20 protein-coding genes are annotated in these 18,005 nt (G+C 64.4%); 8 read left to right on the plus strand and 12 right to left on the minus strand.

Features of this window, described 5'->3' with window-relative positions; all coding sequences use genetic code 11:
- Positions 1–58 precede the first annotated feature (58 nt).
- The 3 genes from WBN73_RS07880 to WBN73_RS07890 form a co-directional block, all read right to left on the minus strand.
- Positions 59–424 (minus strand): hypothetical protein, encoded by a 366-nt coding sequence (locus WBN73_RS07880; protein WP_207595086.1) that lies wholly within the window; start codon positions 422–424, stop codon positions 59–61.
- Between the two features lie 90 nt (positions 425–514).
- Positions 515–2,233, minus strand: coding sequence for an amidase (locus WBN73_RS07885; RefSeq protein WP_337339883.1), 1,719 nt, complete (start codon positions 2,231–2,233; stop codon positions 515–517).
- Positions 2,233–3,291 carry an agmatine deiminase family protein gene (locus WBN73_RS07890; protein ID WP_337339882.1) on the minus strand — a complete coding sequence of 353 codons (1,059 nt, stop codon included), beginning with the start codon at positions 3,289–3,291 and terminating at the stop codon, positions 2,233–2,235. Before WBN73_RS07890 ends, WBN73_RS07885 begins: the two co-directional genes overlap by 1 nt.
- 83 nt (positions 3,292–3,374) lie before the next feature.
- Between WBN73_RS07890 and WBN73_RS07895 the strand changes: the two genes are divergently transcribed.
- From WBN73_RS07895 to WBN73_RS07905, 3 genes are all read left to right on the plus strand, one after another.
- Entirely contained in the window at positions 3,375–4,010 is a 636-nt protein-coding gene (locus WBN73_RS07895) for a TetR/AcrR family transcriptional regulator (protein WP_337339881.1), read from the plus strand.
- A 60-nt stretch (positions 4,011–4,070) separates the two neighbouring features.
- Positions 4,071–4,721: a CG0192-related protein gene (locus WBN73_RS07900; protein WP_207595094.1), complete on the plus strand. Its 651-nt coding sequence runs from the start codon at positions 4,071–4,073 to the stop codon at positions 4,719–4,721.
- An 86-nt stretch (positions 4,722–4,807) separates the two neighbouring features.
- On the plus strand, positions 4,808–5,233 hold the full coding sequence (locus WBN73_RS07905) for a hypothetical protein (RefSeq protein ID WP_280623915.1): 426 nt from the start codon (positions 4,808–4,810) through the stop codon (positions 5,231–5,233).
- Positions 5,234–5,307: 74 nt separating this feature from the next.
- On the opposite strand, the gene WBN73_RS07910 is transcribed toward WBN73_RS07905, so the two are convergent.
- Positions 5,308–5,616 carry a DUF3040 domain-containing protein gene (locus WBN73_RS07910; RefSeq protein WP_280623917.1) on the minus strand — a complete coding sequence of 103 codons (309 nt, stop codon included), beginning with the start codon at positions 5,614–5,616 and terminating at the stop codon, positions 5,308–5,310.
- Between the two features lie 176 nt (positions 5,617–5,792).
- Here WBN73_RS07910 and WBN73_RS07915 point away from each other — a divergent pair, with 176 nt between their 5' ends.
- A complete protein-coding gene (locus tag WBN73_RS07915; protein ID WP_337339880.1) occupies positions 5,793–6,197 on the plus strand; it encodes a hypothetical protein in 405 nt (134 codons plus the stop codon).
- Positions 6,198–6,201: 4 nt separating this feature from the next.
- Here WBN73_RS07915 and WBN73_RS07920 read toward each other — a convergent pair whose 3' ends face one another.
- From WBN73_RS07920 to dnaK, 4 genes are all read right to left on the minus strand, one after another.
- On the minus strand, positions 6,202–6,624 hold the full coding sequence (locus WBN73_RS07920; RefSeq protein WP_207595098.1) for a heat shock protein transcriptional repressor HspR: 423 nt from the start codon (positions 6,622–6,624) through the stop codon (positions 6,202–6,204).
- 10 nt (positions 6,625–6,634) lie between these two features.
- The gene (locus WBN73_RS07925; protein ID WP_207595100.1) at positions 6,635–7,615 is read right to left on the minus strand and encodes a DnaJ C-terminal domain-containing protein; all 981 of its coding nucleotides are present in this window, start codon (positions 7,613–7,615) and stop codon (positions 6,635–6,637) included.
- A gap of 138 nt (positions 7,616–7,753) precedes the next feature.
- A complete protein-coding gene (locus tag WBN73_RS07930; protein WP_337339879.1) occupies positions 7,754–8,413 on the minus strand; it encodes a nucleotide exchange factor GrpE in 660 nt (219 codons plus the stop codon).
- 2 nt (positions 8,414–8,415) lie between these two features.
- Entirely contained in the window at positions 8,416–10,281 is a 1,866-nt protein-coding gene (dnaK, locus tag WBN73_RS07935) for a molecular chaperone DnaK (RefSeq protein ID WP_207595104.1), read from the minus strand.
- 252 nt (positions 10,282–10,533) lie between these two features.
- Here dnaK and WBN73_RS07940 point away from each other — a divergent pair, with 252 nt between their 5' ends.
- On the plus strand, positions 10,534–11,091 hold the full coding sequence (locus WBN73_RS07940) for a hypothetical protein (RefSeq protein WP_337339878.1): 558 nt from the start codon (positions 10,534–10,536) through the stop codon (positions 11,089–11,091).
- Here WBN73_RS07940 and WBN73_RS07945 read toward each other — a convergent pair.
- From WBN73_RS07945 to WBN73_RS07955, 3 genes are read right to left on the minus strand one after another with little or no spacing between them, the layout of a single operon-like run.
- Entirely contained in the window at positions 11,066–11,959 is an 894-nt protein-coding gene (locus WBN73_RS07945; RefSeq protein ID WP_207595108.1) for a DUF817 domain-containing protein, read from the minus strand. The two genes, WBN73_RS07940 and WBN73_RS07945, sit on opposite strands and share 26 nt — an antisense overlap.
- Positions 11,952–12,743, minus strand: a complete 792-nt coding sequence (locus WBN73_RS07950) for an oxygenase MpaB family protein (RefSeq protein ID WP_337339877.1) — start codon at positions 12,741–12,743, stop codon at positions 11,952–11,954. Before WBN73_RS07950 ends, WBN73_RS07945 begins: the two co-directional genes overlap by 8 nt.
- A gap of 17 nt (positions 12,744–12,760) precedes the next feature.
- Positions 12,761–13,504, minus strand: a complete 744-nt coding sequence (locus WBN73_RS07955; protein ID WP_337339876.1) for a TetR/AcrR family transcriptional regulator — start codon at positions 13,502–13,504, stop codon at positions 12,761–12,763.
- A gap of 142 nt (positions 13,505–13,646) precedes the next feature.
- Here WBN73_RS07955 and WBN73_RS07960 point away from each other — a divergent pair, with 142 nt between their 5' ends.
- The 3 genes from WBN73_RS07960 (at position 13,647) to WBN73_RS07970 (ending at position 17,517) form a co-directional block, all read left to right on the plus strand.
- The gene (locus WBN73_RS07960; protein ID WP_337339875.1) at positions 13,647–14,579 is read left to right on the plus strand and encodes an NAD-dependent epimerase/dehydratase family protein; all 933 of its coding nucleotides are present in this window, start codon (positions 13,647–13,649) and stop codon (positions 14,577–14,579) included.
- Between the two features lie 97 nt (positions 14,580–14,676).
- Complete coding sequence (locus WBN73_RS07965) at positions 14,677–14,919, plus strand: hypothetical protein (protein ID WP_337339874.1); 243 nt, start codon at positions 14,677–14,679, stop codon at positions 14,917–14,919.
- Between the two features lie 168 nt (positions 14,920–15,087).
- Positions 15,088–17,517, plus strand: coding sequence for an HAD-IC family P-type ATPase (locus WBN73_RS07970; RefSeq protein ID WP_337339873.1), 2,430 nt, complete (start codon positions 15,088–15,090; stop codon positions 17,515–17,517).
- Here the strand turns inward: WBN73_RS07970 and WBN73_RS07975 are convergent.
- Positions 17,499–17,909, minus strand: a complete 411-nt coding sequence (locus WBN73_RS07975) for a hypothetical protein (protein ID WP_337339872.1) — start codon at positions 17,907–17,909, stop codon at positions 17,499–17,501. The two genes, WBN73_RS07970 and WBN73_RS07975, sit on opposite strands and share 19 nt — an antisense overlap.
- Positions 17,910–18,005: the final 96 nt, after the last annotated feature.

An 18,005-nucleotide genomic window follows, 5' to 3' on the forward strand; every position in this document is an offset into this window, starting at 1 on the left:
CCTTCTGTATGTTCAGCCCTGTATGTTGAGCGACTGCGTGTTCAGCGCGCGGGCGTCATTAGCCGCGGCAGAGCTCGCCGTACTTGGTGCCGGCTTCCTGGAAGGCCGAGTTGGCCTCGTCCAGCTTTGCCTGGTGCTCCGCCTTCTTGCCATCGTCGGTCGGCTCCTTCTCGGCCAGAGCATCCAGGTATCCCAGGATTGCCGTGACAACCGGCTTCATGTCGTTGGAAGCCACGGACTCGATGGGCCGGACCGCATTGGCAGCACGGTTCGCTGCAGTCTGGCTCGGGCTCTGCGGGAAGCTGGGTACCACGACGTTAACGCGGTCGCAGGTTTCCGCTGTGGTCAGCTGCTGCTGGGCGGAACAGGCGGATGCCGAGGCGATGAGCCCGGCAGCGATCAGGACAGTGGTGAGTTTCTTCATGATTCCCTCAGTGGTCGACGTCCCTTTGATTGTAATCAGAGCCGGGGCCCGGCCACGCATCGGCCACCACACGGAGGCGAATCTCCGCCGCTACAGCGCCGGCGTCCGGGGCGGAGTCGTGCGCCGCGAGCCCGTCGCTTCGAAAGCGGCAGCCATCGTCAGCAGTGCCGTGTCGTCGTAGGCGCGGCCAGCAAAGGTGAGGCCTACGGGCATACCAATGTCTGCCATGGTTCCCATCGGCACCGTGACAGTGGGGATGCCGAGGTGGCGTGGGACGAGGTTGCCATTGGACACCCAGACCCCATTTCGCCAGCCGAGGTCCGCGGAGGCAGGGTTGACGTCCATGTCGGCTAATCCGACGTCGGCCGCGGCAGGGAACAGGACTGCGTCCAGTCCGAGCCCGTCCATCCAGTCCTCCAGGTCAACCCGCCGGGTCTCTTCCAGCCCGCGCGCTCCGTCTTCCAGCTCGGGGATCTCAGTGAATTGGGATACGCCGTATTCGCGGACATGCCGGGGATATTCGGAGATGTGGTCGTCGAATCCGGTGTAGCGGTCTGCCAGGGCGCCCTTCGGGTGCGGGAAGATCGCAGCGCCGTCAACATCGGCAAGCCTGTTGAGGGCAGGATCACCGTTGGCGCGAAGGAAATCGTCCCATGCCCAGGCCGAGAGGTCCTCGATTTCACGCTTGAGGTACGCGGAACTGACCAGGCCGCGGGTGGCGATGGTAGGCGCTCCCGGCCGGTCGCCTTCGTAATTTGAGACCACGGGGAAGTCCACCAGGACGACCTCGGCTCCCGCGGCCTCGAGGTCGCGCTTCGCTGCTTCCCACAGGTCAATCACGGAAGCCCGCGTTTCGATTCGCTGCCCGGTGGGGCCACCGATGCCCGGCTGCTCACTGGTCCCGGCGGCCGGGTCTGCGTTGATGTACATGCGCGGCACTCCGAAACGCTTACCCCGCAACGCCAGCCGTCCGGCGTCGAGCGTTTCCGAAGCCAGCGCCACGTAAGACTCCGGCCGGACTTCGGAGGACTTCGGAAGCGAAACCCACGGCTGGGCGCGCCAAAAATCACCGCGGGACTCGGCGTCGTCGGCCACAATGACGTCCAGCAGCTCGAGCATGTCGGCCATGGTGCGGGTGTGCGGGACCACTACGTCCATGGTGGGGACCAATGGCCAGTTGCCGCGCACCGAGATGACGCCGCGCGAGGGCGTGTAGGCGCACAAGGCATTGTTCGACGCCGGTGCGCGGCCACTTGACCAGGTCTCCTCACCCAGGCCGAAGGCCGCGAAGCTGGCCGCCGTCGCGGTTCCGGAACCGTTGGAGGAACCGGAGCCGAAGGCTGCCGTCAGGTACTCAGCGTTGTACGGGCTTTCGGCGCGGCCATAGACGCCACGCTGCATGCCGCCGTTGGCCATGGGCGGCATGTTGGTGAGGCCGATCAGCACCGCACCGGCATCCCGAAGCCGCTCGATGGTGAACGCATCCCGTTGCGCCACCAGATTCTCAAAGGCCGGCGAGCCGGCCGCGGCAGTGAGGCCCTTGGCCAGATAGCTGTCCTTGGCTGTGTAAGGAATACCGTCCAGAGGGCCGCGCACAATCCCCTGCGCCCGGCGTTCATCCGAAGCCCGGGCCTCCGCCAAGGCCTCGGGGTTCATGACCACCATTGCGTTGAGCTTGATGCCATTGCGGTCATAGGCCTCGATGCGCTCGAGGTAGGCCTTGGTGAGCTGTTCGCTGGTCACCTCGCCTGCCTCCAGGGCCTCGCGCAGTTGCGCGATGGAGGCTTCTACGACGTCGAAGTTGGCCATTACGCCTCATCCCCGGCGAATTGCGCCCTGCTGAGGCGCGGCTGCTGCTGGGTGATGCAGTGGATGCCGCCACCGCGGGCCAGGATCGGTCGGGCATCCACGGTGACCACGCGGCGGCCGGGGTAGGCCTCGGCCAGGATCTCGGCCGCGAGGGATTCGGCACGTTCTTCACCGTAGCCACAGGCGATGACGCCACCATTGACCACCAGGTGGTTGACGTAGCTCCAGTCCACAAAGCCGTCTTCGTCGCGCAAAGTTTCCGGCGCAGGCAGCGGCACAATCTCGAACGGCTTGTCCGCTGCATCCGTCTGGGTTTCCAGGAATGCCTGGAGCATGCGGCTGACTTCGTAATCCGGGTGCTCCGGGTTGGTCTGGGAGTGCAGCAGGATACGGCCGGGGGTGGGCAGGGTGGCCACCATGTCGATGTGGCCGCGTGTGCCCAAGTCCTCGTAGTCGCGGGTCAGTCCGCGGGGTACCCAAATGACTTTTGTGGCGCCGATGGTGCGGGCCAGCTCAGCCTCAACTGCGGCCTTGTCGGCGAAGGGGTTCCGACCCGGATCCAGCTGCACGGTTTCGGTAATCAGCACGGTTCCTTCGCCGTCCACGTGGATGGCGCCGCCCTCGTTGACCAGCAGCGAGCTGACCAGTTCGGCACCGGACTGTTCCGCGACGAAACGGCCCATGCCGGCACTCTTCTGCCACTCGGACCACGCCGGCGCACCCCAGCCGTTGAAGATCCAGTCCACAGCACCAAGCACGCCGGGACGTTCATCGTCCAGCACAAAGGTGGGTCCGACGTCGCGCATCCAGAACTCATCCAGCGGCGCCTCAATCTGTTCGATCCCGCCACCCAGCATCCGGGCGGCGCGTTCGCGCTCGCTCGGGTCCACCACCATGGTGACCGGTTCGAATTCCGCCACTGCGTGGGCGACGGCGGTCCAGGCCTTATACGCCTCTTCGGCCGAGGCGGCGTCGTCGCCAAGGGTCAGGCCGGTGCGGGGGAACGCCATCCAGGTGCGCTCATGCGGTGCGGTTTCGGCCGGCATTCTCCAAGCCATGGGTGACTCCTTCGTCTTCAGTGCAATTCTCTTGTTGATCATACGATCAACAATGCTGAAAAGGTAATCTAGACTGGTCCTTGATGTCAAGCACTCCACAGAAGCGCGCACTCCGGAAGTCACCGGCAGAACGCGCCGCAGAAATCACCGAAGCCGCCCGCGAGCTCGCCCTCGAGGCGGGTCTCACCTCACTCACCCTGCGCAATGTTGCCGCACGCGTGGGCGTCGCTTCCGGCCTGGTGGCGCACTATCAGCCCAATATGGATGCGCTGGTCTCCAGCACATTCGCCAGCATCGTGGCCGCGGAAACCCAGGAAGTTGCAGGCCTGCTGAGCCAGCGTCCAGGCCCCTCGGAACGGCTCGGACTGCTGGTGGACACCCTCCTGGACAACAGCAGGCTCGACGTCACGGCAATCTGGGTGGAAGCCTGGACGCTGGGACGGCGCAACGAGACGCTGGCCGCCTCAGTCCGCGAGCAAATGGATGCCTGGCAGGAGGTCTTCCAAGGAGTAGTGGAGGACGGAAACGCGAGCGGAGCGTTCAACGTTTCCGATGCCGCCGCCGTCGCCTGGCAGATCCTCGGCATGGTGGACGGCCTGAATGCGCAGGCCTTGGTCCGCTGGGATGGCGTCAACGATCGCGGCACACACCTGGCCCGCGCGGTGGAGGGGATGGTGGGCGCTGCCCCCGGCTCCCTGGCTTCGAAACCCGGCGCTTAGGGAAGCCGGTCAGCCCGCTGGTCTTCGGGAGCCGCCACACCCTGCCCTAGGCTGGAGACCATGGCGATCATTCACAAGGCAAACCTTTCCCCGTCCAAGCTCGAACTCATCGCCGGCTACCTGCCGAAGCAGCCCTGGTTCATCCAGGATGGCACGCCGGAGCTTATTGGCGCCTACCGTTTTGACGATCCCGCCGGCGAGGTCGGGATCGAGACACACGTGGTCGCGGCGGGCGATCGCATCTACCAGGTTCCCCTCAGCTATCGGGGCTACGAGCTGGCCGGCGCTGAGGAGTGGCTCATCGGCACCATGGATCACTCGGTCCTGGGCAAGAGGTGGGTGTACGACGCATGCGCCGACCCCATTTACGTCAAGGCTCTCGCCACCGCCATTCTGACGGGCCAGGAAGAGGCCCAACTGATCGTTGACGGCGAGCCGGAGCCCCGCCCCAGCTCAGTGACGGTCAAAGGCAGCGGAAAGCTCGACGGCGGCGTCCCCGCCCTGAGTGCCTCGGCACCGGTCTCGGGCAGCGGCGTGACCATCATTGATGCCGGCGAGTTGCGGTTGAAAGTGACCCGGGTGGTTGACGTGGCAGCGGACGCTTCCGCCAACTCGGCCGCGGCTCCGGAACTGCACAGCGAGCTGACCCTCAGCGGTCAGTGGGCTGGGCTGGAGAGCCCGGTGGAGTTGGCTGCCGTAGTCCGCGACTGACCCGACTGCGCCGGTGGCATCTGTTGGACACAGGGGCTCCGGCGTAGGCTGGCTAACGGGGACATCTACGCTTGGAGGGGTGCACTATGTACAAAGCACAGAACATCATTCCCGCCGCGCAGGATCTGGCCCGGGAGTGGGTATCACACGCGGCGGACGGCACGTCGTCCCAGGCCGATGCGGTGGTGAAGTGGGCCTTGACCCGCATCAATCATGCCGATGTTCCGTCCGTGGTTCACGGCGTCATGCTTACGCTGACGGGCAACAAGAAGGCCGCCAAGGAAGCCCAGCGCGCGGCGGCCAAAGCTGTGACAAGGACAACGCAGGCCCTGAAGCGGAACAGCCGGCAGCGCGCACCGCGCCTGTCCGGGTGGATGATCGGCCTGCTCATCGGGGCTGTTGCCGGCGCGGGCGCTGTCCTGGCGTGGCGCATGATGGTTCCCCCGGGCGAACCTGAGCCCGTGAAGCAGCCTGAGGCTCCGGTCCAGCCGCCCGTGCCGCCGGTTCCCTAGGGGACGTCCCCGCACCAGCATCACTATCGCTGAGTGCCCGAGTCCGGCGGGCCCGAGTCCGGCGGGCCTGAGGGCTAAGGTACGGGTTCGCCGTCGTGCCTTCCAGACTTTCTCCTAAGCGAGGTCCCGGACAGCAACCAATACGCCCCGCCGCTGGCCAGAAGGAATCCCAGCACGCCCAAAACAACAAGCTGGGTGATGATCCCGGCGATCACCATCGCAAAGCCACCTAAAACGGCCAGACTCCCGAGGATGGTGCGGGCAGCCTGTCCCCGGGGCCGGCCCGATGTCAGCTCGGATGCGAGATCCGGATCGGTCGAAGCGAGTTCCCGCTCCAGCTCTTCCAAGCTCCTGCGTTCTTCATCGGACAACGACACCGTCATCACCCTCACGATGATCGAGCCATCAGCACGCGCGCTGCTTGCCGTGCCATGCCTACATTATCTGCCCGTTTTGGCGATCAAGCCACAGGTCCAACTCAGCATGCTTACGATGGTGTGGCGGGTTACGGCCTGCTCATGCACGGACTACCTATCGCCGACGGAAAGTTGAACTCCCCATGGCACGCAGAGACTCCACCAAGGCAAACCTCAGCGGAACGGGTTCCAAACGGCGCGGTCCCGGCCGCACCCTCTGGCTCATCGCAGCAGGCCTCGTTGCCGGAATCGCCGGCGGAGCTTTCGCCGTCCGGATGCTGGCTCCGCAAACTCCAAACCCCGAACCTTCGCAGCCCGAACAACCCGAACAGCCTGACGAGATCCTGGTCCGCGAAGAACCGGTGGAGATTTCCACCAGAATGCGGCCCGGTGAATGGACTGAAGCGTCGCTGCAGGAGCATCTTGAGGATTACCGGCGGCAGATCCGTGCCATGGGTGCCAAAGAATCGCAGATCGTCACCAACGTGGAACGGACTGAAGAGGGTGCAGCCCGGGTAGTGGTGAGCTGGGACCGAAGCCGGGCGTAGCTGGCTACTCCCCGACCCGCGGCCTCCACACCACAACGGCCTGCGATCGCGCCCGCGGCCTCTGCCCACGGGCCAGGCTGACGACGTCGCCCGCCGCGCCTGCCGCAAAGATGCGCGCGTCCACTGGTGAGCGACGGCGGGACAATTCTTCTGTCAGCTCGGCCACCCGGTACTGCAGCGCAGCTACCTGGTTTTCGAGGTCTAGGATGCGCTTGATGCCTTCAAGCGAGACGCCGGACTGCGAGAGGCGCTGGACCTCCCGCAGTTTGTTGACGTCGTTCTGCGAGTAGCGGCGGGACTTCCCGGGCGCACGGCTGGGCGAAACGATGCCCAAACGGTCGTACTGGCGCAACGTCTGCGGATGCATATCGGCAAGCTCCGCAGCGACGGAGATGACAAATATCGGCTGGTTGACGTCGATAGCCATGACCGCCTCCTTACAACCGGGCCTTTGCGGCCAGGTCGTGACGCGGGTCGGCGTCGGTGGTGGCGGCAGCGAACGCCTTCACGGCTTCCTCCGCTTCCTTGTTCAGGTTTTGGGGGACCGCGACGTCGATGGTCACCAGCAGGTCTCCGGTGGCCTTGGACGTTTTCACGCCACGGCCCTTGACCCGGAGGGTACGGCCCGACGGTGTTCCGGCCGGAACGCGTACCTTGACGGTGTCGCCGTCGAGCGTGGGAACCTCGATGGTGGCGCCAAGCGCCGCCTCCGCGAACGTGACGGGCACGTGGATGCGAATGTTGTCGCCGTCGCGGTGGAAGAAGTCATGCGGCTTCACGCTCACCGTGATGATGAGATCGCCATTGCCGGCCGGGCCAACGTTGCCCTTGCCGCGCTGACGGACTTTCTGCCCGTCCTTGATTCCGGCCGGGATCTTGACGTCGATCACGTTGCCGTTGCTTTCGCGCAGGCTCACTGTGGTGCCCTTGATGGAGCCGGCAAACGAGATGGACGTGGTCGCCGTACGGTCCGATCCCTTCTGCGGAGCCCGCTGGAATCCGGTCTGGCCTGCGCCGCCGAAGCCGCCACCGAACAGGTCGGCAAACTCGGGCGGGATACCGCCGCCCGCAGGCTGACGGGCACCGGGCCCACCACCAAACAAACCACCGAACAAGTCCTCGAACCCACCGTTGGCTCCCGCACCACCGCGGCCGGCACCGGCACCCGGAGCAAACCGTGCACCGCCCATGGCACGGATGGCGTCATACTGCTGCCGGTCCTCAGGACTCGACAACACCGAGTAAGCCTCGGAAATGTCCTTGAACTTCTTCTCCGCAGCAGCATCCCCCGAATTCGTATCCGGGTGGTACTGCCGGGCAAGCTTGCGGTAAGCCTTCTTGATATCCGCGTCGGACGCGTCCTTGGCAATACCAAGGATCGCGTAAAAATCCTTTTCAACCCAGTCCTGGCTGGCCAAGAGCGTTTCCTTTCAAATCAATAATGAGTACGGCCCATTCAACTCACCTCAGGCGAGCTTACAGCGGGCGCGAAACCGGATATGGGGCGGCGGTGTGGAGGGCACCGCCCCATATCCGGTGTAGCGACAAGGTGGAACCTACGCCGGGACAGCCACGATGACCTGGGCCGCACGCAGGACCCGCTCGCCTGAGCGGTATCCGGAGCGCAGTACCTGGCTGACCGTGTCAACCTCGATGTCCTCGCCGGGCTGCTGGATGAGTGCCTCGTGGATGGTGGGGTCGAATTCGACTCCGGTGTCCGCGATGCGTTCCAGTCCGTACGTCTTCAGCGCACTCTCCAGCTTGGTGGCGATGGCGGCGAAGGGGCCGTCTTCGAGGTCACCGTGCTGGCGTGCGGCGTCGACGTCGTCCAGCACCGGGAGCAGGGAGTTCAAGACGCCGATGACGGCCATCTCTCCTGCTACGGCGCGGTCGCGTTCGACGCGCTTGCGGTAGTTGACGTACTCAGCCTGAAGGCGGAGGAGGTCGTTACGGAGCTCCGCTGCCTGGGCTTCAGCCGCGGCACCGGAGGCTACCGATTCCTCGGCCGGCACCTCTACCCCGTTGAGGATTTCCTCAGCCTGGGAGAGGGCGTCACCGTCCGTGGGAGCGGCGTTGCCGTCGGTGGGAGCCGTAACTTCGCTGTCAGGCTGACGTGCCTCGCCGGTCTCCGGGTCAACCTTGCGGTTGTCCCGAATGACTGGCTTGCGCGGCTCGTTGCCTTCAGAGTGCTCTGCTTCGTTGCCGTGGTGAGGCATGGCTACTTCTTCGCTTCGTCTTCGTCGATGATTTCGGCATCAACGATGTCTTCGTCGTCAGCAGCCTTTTCACCGGCAGGAGCACCTTCAGCACCGGCACCCGGAGCATCAGCTGCGGCGGCCTGCGAGTAGATGGCTTCGCCGAGCTTGGTCTGCGAGGCCTGGAGCTTCTCGAACGCAGTCTTTACGGCTGCGTCGTCGGTGCCTTCCAGCGCGGACTTGAGGGCGTCGACGTCGGCCTTGACCTCGGTCTTGACCTCTTCGGGCAGCTTGTCGTCGTTGTCGGCGATCAGCTTGTCCACCGAGTAGGCGAGCTGCTCTGCGGAGTTACGGGTGTCCGTAGCTTCGCGGCGGGCCTTGTCCTCAGCGGCGTGCTCTTCGGCCTCACGAACCATGCGGTCAATGTCGTCCTTGGACAGTGCCGTGCCACCGGTGATGGTCATGGACTGTTCCTTGCCGGTGCCCTTGTCCTTGGCGGACACGTGGACGATGCCGTTGGCGTCGATGTCGAAGGTGACCTCGACCTGCGGAACACCACGCGGTGCCGGAGCGATGCCCGTCAGTTCGAACGTGCCCAGCGGCTTGTTGTCGCGGGTGAATTCACGCTCGCCCTGGAAGACCTGGATGGCCACGGACGGCTGGTTGTCGTCAGCGGTGGTGAAGGTCTCGGAACGCTTGGTGGGGATAGCGGTGTTGCGCTCGATAAGGTGCGTCATCACGCCACCCTTGGTTTCGATGCCGAGGGACAGCGGGGTGACGTCGATGAGGAGGACGTCCTTGCGCTCGCCCTTCAGGACACCGGCCTGCAGAGCGGCACCAACGGCCACAACCTCGTCCGGGTTGACGCCCTTGTTCGGCTCCTTGCCGCCGGCGAGTTCCTTGACGAGCTCGGAGACAGCAGGCATACGGGTGGAGCCACCGACGAGCACGATGTGGTCGATGTCGGAAACCTTGATGCCGGCTTCTGCGATGACGTCCTGGAACGGCTTCTTGGTGCGGTCCAGCAGGTCCTTGGTGAGGTCCTGGAACTTGGCGCGGGTCAGCTGCTCGTCCAAGTGAACCGGGCCGTCGGGGGTGACGGACAGGTACTGGAGGGAGATGTTGGTGCTGGTGGAGGAGGACAGTTCCTTCTTGGCCTGCTCTGCAGCTTCACGGAGACGCTGGAGGGCGATCTTGTCCTTGGAGAGGTCGATGCCCTTGACCTTGAGCTGGCTCAGGAGCCACTCGACGACGCGGTTGTCCCAGTCGTCGCCACCGAGGCGGTTGTCACCGGCGGTTGCGCGAACCTGGATGGTGGAGAAGTTGTCTTCGTCCTTGCCAACCTCGAGGAGGGAGACGTCGAAGGTTCCGCCACCGAGGTCGAAGACCAGGATGAGTTCGTCTTCCTTGCCCTTGTCCAGGCCGTAGGCCAGTGCAGCCGCGGTGGGCTCGTTGACAATGCGGAGGACGTTGAGGCCTGCGATTTCGCCGGCTTCCTTGGTGGACTGGCGCTCGGCGTCATTGAAGTAGGCCGGAACGGTGATCACAGCGTCGGTGACCTTTTCGCCCAAGTAGCTCTCGGCGTCGTTCTTAAGCTTCATGAGGATACGCGCGGAAATTTCCTGCGGCGTGTACTTCTTGTCATCGACGGCGACATTCCAGTCAGTGCCCATGTGGCGCTTGACGGACGCGATGGTGCGGTCGATGTTGTTGACAGCCTGGCGCTTGGCGATTTCACCAACCAGGACTTCGCCGGACTTGGAGAACGCAACGACGGACGGCGTGGTGCGGCCGCCTTCTGCGTTGGCGATAACGGTGGGCTCGCCACCTTCGAGAACAGAGACCACGGAGTTGGTGGTTCCGAGGTCGATACCTACTGCACGTGACATATCTTGTTTCCTTTCAATGGCCGATGTTGGAGATTGCACCTGGCAGTGGTCCGCTGTGCGTTTACCTGCCGGAAGCCTGCTCAACAATCGGCTAGTTGAGCGTTCTGCACTCAACTGTACTCAGCCTCAGGGTTAAGTCAATCGAAACTTGAGCGAAGTGCGCTCAAGTTTGAATATTTGGCTGGGAAATTCCCCGGGAATCACGGGGCGCAAGGGCTGGTTTCGCCGACGGTGAACTGCCAGACTGGCGCGATGGAGATCACTGGATACGTGCCTCCGGACGAGTTCTGGGCGATGAACGACCGGCTAGACCAAGAGGTCCGCGACGGCGTGCACCTTCTCCCACTGTTCTGTCTAGAGGCCTGGGACGCCCCCCTCACGCTGGGATCCTGGCAACTCGACGGAAGTGAGGGCAGCGTGGTGCACGGCGATGCCTTCTCGCCCACAGGCCCTCTGGTTGACGTGATCACAACAAACCAGGATCCCGGCGAGACTGCCAGAAACCGATGGCGCGCCTCGGCAGGAATCCCACACAGCTTGGAGGAGCTCCATCGCCAGGACGCAACCTTCAAAGCCCTCGTGGCCGAGCGATTCACCATCACCGTTGAAGGCATCCCCGCCGATTTCACCCTCTGGCCGGGAACCACCTCGTGGCTGGCGGCCGGCTCCGTGGGCGGATTCGGCGTCGTGATTGATGCCCAAGGCACCCCGAACCCACCGAAAGCCGTCCGCCTAACCCGGGTGTCCGACGTCGAGCCCTTGCTTCAGGCCCGGCGTGCCGCACTCAAGGCGCTACGCGGCGAAGCCTAGGAGTCTCCGCGTCAGCAGGAGCATCGAGCGGCTCCGGCTTGTACACCCACGCCACCAGCACCACGGAAATGATCATGAGCAGGAACCAGGCCAAAAGCTTGTCGATGGAGACCGCCTGCCAGCCCTCCAGCTGGTTCGGGTACAGCCATGCACGGGACCACGTGCCGATGTTCTCGGCGAACCAAATGAAGAGGGCCACCAGCAAGAAAGACACCAGAATGGGCATACGGAAGCGACGGCGGAACACCCTGAAGTGCATCACGCACCGCCCATAGACAAGCACGACGGCGGCCAGCAGCACCCAGCGCGCGTCGAAGATGTAGTGGTGCGAGAAGAAGTTCACGTAGATCGCGGCAGCAACGAGGGCCGTGATCCACCGGCGGGGGTATCGATCGAAGCGGAGGTCGAACAGCCGGAAAACCCGCACCATGTAGGACCCAACGGCGGCGTACATGAACCCGCTGAACAAGGGCACGGCGCCGATCCGCAGGACACCCTCCGCCTCATAGGCCCAGGATCCGACGTCCGTCTTGAACAACTCCATCACCGTGCCCACCACATGGAACAGCAGGATCACCCGCAGTTCCCGCAGTGTCTCCAGCTTGAAAGCGATCATCAGGACTTGAATGACGACGGCGGCAAGGGTCAGGAAATCGTTCCTGGCCAGCCCTGCATCCGAGGGATACCAGAGACGGGCCCCGATGATCACGGCGAGCAACGCAGCGCCGAACACGCACGCCCAGGCCTGCTTGAGCCCAAAGACCACGAACTCGGTGAGCCCGGCCTGCAGGCGGCCTCCCCGGAACCGGTCCAAGTAGCGGTGGGCAAGGGCGTCGATGGACTCTTCCACCGAGGTGGAACTACGCATGCGGGACCTCGGCTTCCACAACAAGCCGGCCCAGATAGTAGTCGCGGGGCCAGTGCCGGATCCTCTCCGGCAGCCGCGGATAAACACGGCCCATCATCCGCATGGTCCGCTCGAACCGGCGGGCTTGGCCGGCACTCCACTCAAAACCGAAGCCTTCACGCAGATGGTCCGGCAACAGGCCAGCGGTCAGGAAGCGTGCCAGCGGCATCACCAGCCGCAGGAATAGCGGTCCACCAGCAGGATAGAGCAGGTCCCGGGCAACCCTCAGCGCTTTATCGTCGGGGTGGAGTCCGCGCACCTGATCGTCCCAGTAGGCAGCGAACGCAGCACGGTCGGCCGGCCACCTGTCCGCCGGAAGCTGCAGGGCTGTCCCGATCCGCGCGTACTCGCGGTAAATGCGGTCGGCGGTGTCGTCGTCGAGCTTTCCGTGGATCTGCTCGTAAACGGTGACAGCGGTCTCGTAGAGGGTGGCGACCACCCACACCTGGGACTCGGCGTCGAAAGCGTTGTATCCCTTGGTGGCGCCATCGGGTTCCCGGCGAACCGGCGCGTGGGCGCGGTTGACGGCGCGACGAACGGTTTTGAGCTGCTCCTCTGACCCGTAGACCACCACGTAGACGTACGTCATAGTGGCGCGCAGCCGGTCCATGGGACGCTCAGCGAAATTGCTGTGCTCAGCTACGCCGTGCCCTACTTTGGGGTCGGCGATTTGCAGGAGAATGGCGCGTCCGGCACCGGCGAGCAGGACGCCCTCCGCACCGATGTCTGCCAGCCCTCGAACCATCTGAATACTGTAGCGCCCTAGCCTTGGAGCCCCACCACACCCTGGAGGACGCTCAGCTGGTGGTCGAAGAGCTCATCGCGGGCGGCGAAGGTATCGCGCCCGTACTGCCCGAAAACCTCAAAACTAATGGCCCCAAACACGGACGTCCACACCAGAACGCCCCGCGCCAAGGTGGCGTCGGGCGCGGCGAGATTCATCTCGCCGCGAATGGCTGCCAGGTCCGCGGCCAACCCTTCGGGAACCACGACGGCGGGACTCACCGCGGCGTTGATCGCGCCTGCCCGGTAGGCGGCATCGAGGATACCGACGAGCCGAACAATGACCCGGGTTCCCGGGACGGTAGTGCGCTCACCCGGCGCTTGATATCCCGGCACGGGGCTGCCGAAAAGGAGGGAATAGCTGGCCGGTTCGCGGATGGCCCACGTACGCACCGCATGGGCCAGCGCCCTGAACTGCGCTGCGAAGTCATCGTGCGCTTCGGCATTCACTGCTTCATCGACGTCGTCGCCAAGCTGGTTGTAGGCGTCGATCAGCAGGAGCGTGAGGAGTTCATCCCGATTCTCCACGTAGCGGTACACGGCAGAGGACACGACGCCGAGATCCCTCGCCACTGCGCGGAGTGAAAGAGCGGCCGCACCATGAACAGCAAGGTGTTCGCGTCCGAGCCGGATGATGTCGGCGATCGTCTGCGTGCGGGCACGTTCGCGGGGCGTGAGGGGCTTGCCCTTACCTTTGGCGGCGGCGGGTTCGGCAGAAGTCATGACCACAGCTTGCCACAATCGAGAGCGCTGTCAACAAATGAGAGCAGTGCTCTTGACATTCCGACGATGAACGCTCATTCTGATTGAGAGAGCAGTGCTCTCGCTTTTGATCTTTGCGACATCAACCCCGGAAGAGGACCCCATGTACGTCGTCACAGGAGCAGGCCCCGTTGGCTACACCGTCGCGGAGCAACTGGCAGACCAAGGGCATCAGGTACGCGTTCTGACGCGCTCGGGCAGCGGTCCGGAGCATCCCCTTATTGAGCGGGTCCGGGCGGACGCCTCGGACCCTGCGCAGTTGAATCAAGCAGTGGAAGGTGCGAGCGCCGTCTTCCACTGCATCCACGGATCCGCCTACAGGGCAGCAGCGTGGGCCGCCGAACTCCCCCACGCCGAGCAAGTGGTGATGGACGCAGCGGCGGCCGCGGGCGCCGTCGTCGTCTTCCCCGAAAGTCTCTACTCGTACAGCGAGCCGGACCGGATCATGACGGAATCGAGCCCGCGGGAAGCAACCGGAGGCAAACGCGGCATTCGGACTGCGTTGCTGAAGGCGCGGCAGGCCCACGCAACCAACACGATCAGCGTGGTGGCCGGCGACTTCTTCGGGCCACGCGTGAAGACAGCTCATGCCGGCGAGCGCATGGTCACGCCGATTCTGGCGGGCAAGGCCGTGCAGTTCATCGGAGCTACGGACCAGCCCCACTCCTTCACGTACGTCCCGGACCTCGCAGCGGCCATGATTGCAGCTGCCCGGAAGCCCGAACTCTGGAACAGCGTGCTGCATGCCCCCACCGGCCCGGCTGTGACCCAACGGGAAATGGCAACCGCGCACGCTAACGCCGCTGGTGTTGCTGCACCCAAGGTGGGTGCCATACCGGGTTGGGTACTGCGAGTGGCGGGCATCTTCTCCACGGACATGCGCGAGCTGGCCGAACTCCTGTACCAGTTCGAGCGCCCGTTCGTGATGGACTCCTCGGAAAGCCAGAGACTTCTGGGGATACACCCGACTCCCCTGCCGGAAGCTGCAGCGGCAACAGTGGCGTGGTGGAAGGGTGCCGAGCGGTTGGCAAGGTAGCAGCAGTCCAGGAGCCGCGGCGGGCTAGAGTCCGTCGTCGTCATTCCAGTGCTCCTGCCAGCGCCAATCGATGGGTTCGCTGAGACGCTGCATCTGCATGTATTTGACCCTGCGGGTCACGGGCAACCTCATCTGGCCCATGATCGTGCACGCCCTCTACGACCCCACACTCTTCCTGTCCACGGGCGGTATTAACCAGGCGGCTGCGGGACCCCAGAGCCCGCTGGTGTTGCTGGCCGGCCCGGCCAATATGGTCTACATAGTGATCGCTGTCATCGCACTGATCGTTGTGCGGGGACGGGCGCAGCCCGCGCCGCTCGCGGAGCCGGCGGCACTTTAGAGCAGGCAAAAACGGAAGCGTTCGACGGCAGGTGCGTACCGCCGTCCCAGCACGAACCAGGGCGGTAATCAACACCACCATCACTACGGCGACATACCCCGCCGCGGCTGGCATACTCAATCCCATCGCACCACCCATCCCTGAACCGACTCAACGACGGGGGCCTGAGTGCCAAACGAGAAGGACCAAGCCGGGGCTGCCGTCCAACAAGCGCCTGCAGCGCAAGGGCTCAGCACTGCCGAGGTCGCCGAGCGGGTCGCCGCCGGACAAACCAACGCGTTCGTCCAGGACACCAGCCGCAGCGTGTGGAGCATTGTCCGCGCCAACGTGCTGACCCTGTTCAACGGCATCATCCTGGCCTGCTTCATTGTCCTTTTCGCGATCGGCCGCTGGCAGGATGCCCTGTTCGGGTTCAGTGCCATTGCCAACGCGGTGATCGGCAGCGTCCAGGAGTATCGGGCCAAACGTGCCCTGGACCGCCTCGCCCTCCTGAACGCCCCGCACGCCAGGGTGATGCGCAACGGCTCCGAGGCCGAAATCGATCTGGACGACGTAGTGCTGGATGACACCCTGGTCCTCCGGGCCGGTGACCAAGTGCCCGCCGACGGGCTAGTGGCCGGATCACGGGGCCTCCAAGTGGACGAGTCCATGCTGACCGGGGAGTCGGACGCCGTGGAAAAGGCCGACGGCGATCGCGTCCTGTCCGGGTCCGTGGTGGTGGCCGGGGAAGGCACAGCGGTGGTGGACCGGGTGGGCGCGGATTCCTTTGCGAATTCCCTCGCGGCCGAAGCCAAGCGCTTCTCCCTGGTGGCCTCGGAACTTCGGTCCTCCATAGACCGCGTCCTGAAATGGGTCACGTGGTTCGTGGGTCCCGTGGCGTTGTTGGTTCTGAACGCCCAGATGATTGCCCAAGGCGGGTGGGCTGAGGCTTCGGCGAGTGGCGCTTGGCGTGACGCGGCGACGGCGACCATTGCCGCCGTCGTCGCCATGGTCCCATTGGGGCTGGTGCTGATGACCAGCATTACCTTCGCCGTAGGCGCGGTGAAGCTCGCCCGCCAACAGGTCCTGGTGCAGGAGCTACCCGCCGTCGAGGGCCTGGCGCGCGTAGACATCATCTGCCTCGACAAGACCGGGACGCTCACCCAAGGCGACATCATTTTCGACACCGCGCATCCCCTGACCAAACGCCCCGGTTGGGAGGCCGTGCTCTCCTGGTACGGGGTGCAGAACGATGCCAACGCCACGGCCCGCAGCCTTGCAGGGCACTTCACCACTCCGCCCCCGGACGCGCCAATCGACCGGGTTCCCTTCTCGTCAGCGCGCAAATGGAGCGCGGTGATTTTCGACGACGGCATGTGGATCCTGGGCGGCCCCGAAATGGTGTTCCCCGGGGACAATTCCACCAATCCGGAGCGGCTGCAGCTGGCCACTCAAGCCGCAGAGTTGGCCACCACCGGTCGCCGCACACTGGTCCTGGCCCACGGAACGCCCACCGATGACGAGACCGTACCATCGGACGCCGTCCCGGTTGCGCTCCTGACTTTCAAGGAGAACATCCGCCCTGATGCTGCGGAGACGCTCACCTACTTCGCGGCACAGGACGTGGATGTCCGCATCATTTCGGGTGACAACCCGCAGACAGTAGCAGCCATAGCCCGGGAGGTCGGGCTCGATGCGCCGCACGGCTTTGACGCCCGCGAGTTGCCGGATAATGACCAGGAATTCCTGGACGTCATCAACAACAACGTGGTTTTCGGCCGGGTGACCCCGGACCAGAAGAAGCGGATCGTGGTGGCATTGAAGGCGGCCGGCCGCACGGTGGCCATGACCGGAGACGGGGTGAACGATGCCTTGGCCATCAAGGAGGCCGACATCGGTGTCGCCATGAACTCCGGTGCGGCAGCTACCAAGGCGGTGGCCCGGTTGGTGCTCCTTGACGGAAAATTCTCGCACCTGCCCAGCGTGGTGGCTGAAGGCCGGCAGGTCATCGCCAACATCGAGCGCGTCTCCATGCTGTTCTTGACGAAAACCGCCTACGCCACGTTCCTGGCCATCGCGTTCGGCATTCTCCTGCTGCCTTTCCCGTTCCTTCCCCGGCAGCTCTCAGTCACTGATGGTTTGACCATCGGCATTCCGGCGTTCTTCCTGGCCTTGCTGCCTAACGCCCAGCGTTATATTCCGGGTTTCCTCCGGCGCTCCTTGACCTTCGCCGTGCCGGCGGGTGTCTCCGTGACCCTGGGCCTTGCCTCCTACGCCCGCCTCGCCGCCAATCTGCAGATTCCGGAAGCCGAAATAAGGACCGGGTCAACCCTCATCCTGACAATCATCGGCATCTGGATCCTTGTGGTGCTCTCACGCCCTGTCACACGCTTCAAAGGGCTGGTCATCGGCGCCATGATGATCGGGCTGGTCCTGGTCTATTCCGTTCCGATCGCCCGGGACTTCCTGCAATTCACCGACCCAACGCTTCCCACGGCACTCCTGATCCTGGGAACGTCCGTAGCCTGCATCGCGCTGATTGAGATCGTCCGCTTCGTTCATCGCCGCGTTGCCTACCGGGATGCCCAGGAGGCACTGCATCAGCGGGTCTCGAAGTAGCGGCGTCCGCGTCCGACCCACAGCGGCACCAGCACGGCGACCGTGGCAATGGACTGGGAGATGACTGCCAACCAGTCTCCATCCCCGGCAATGATGAGGTCCAGCACGGCAAAGACCAGCCCCAGCAGCATGACCGCCGTTGCCCCACGGCGTGCCGCGTTGCTTCCCCGCGCCACGCCGGAGGCAAGTCCAATGACAAGCAGCCCGAACAAGATCATTCCGGCACCCAGCAAGGTGATGGGCAAGGCGATGCCGCCGGACTGGGCTTCCGGGGTGTACCGCAGGAAAATCGTCAGGATCCCGAGAAGGATCTGGGCAATGCCACCGATGTACATCAGCACCACCGAGAATGTCACCACACCCGGCCGCTGAGGGCGCTCCCCCTTGATCATGAACTGAGCATAGACGAGCCTCCCTGCGGGCAGACACCGCCCCGGGGTGGGGTGACACCTCTTGTCACACAATTAACCACGCATTCACGCCGTCCT

Source organism: Paenarthrobacter sp. CCNWLY172 (genome assembly GCF_037402035.1).
Classification (GTDB): domain Bacteria; phylum Actinomycetota; class Actinomycetes; order Actinomycetales; family Micrococcaceae; genus Arthrobacter.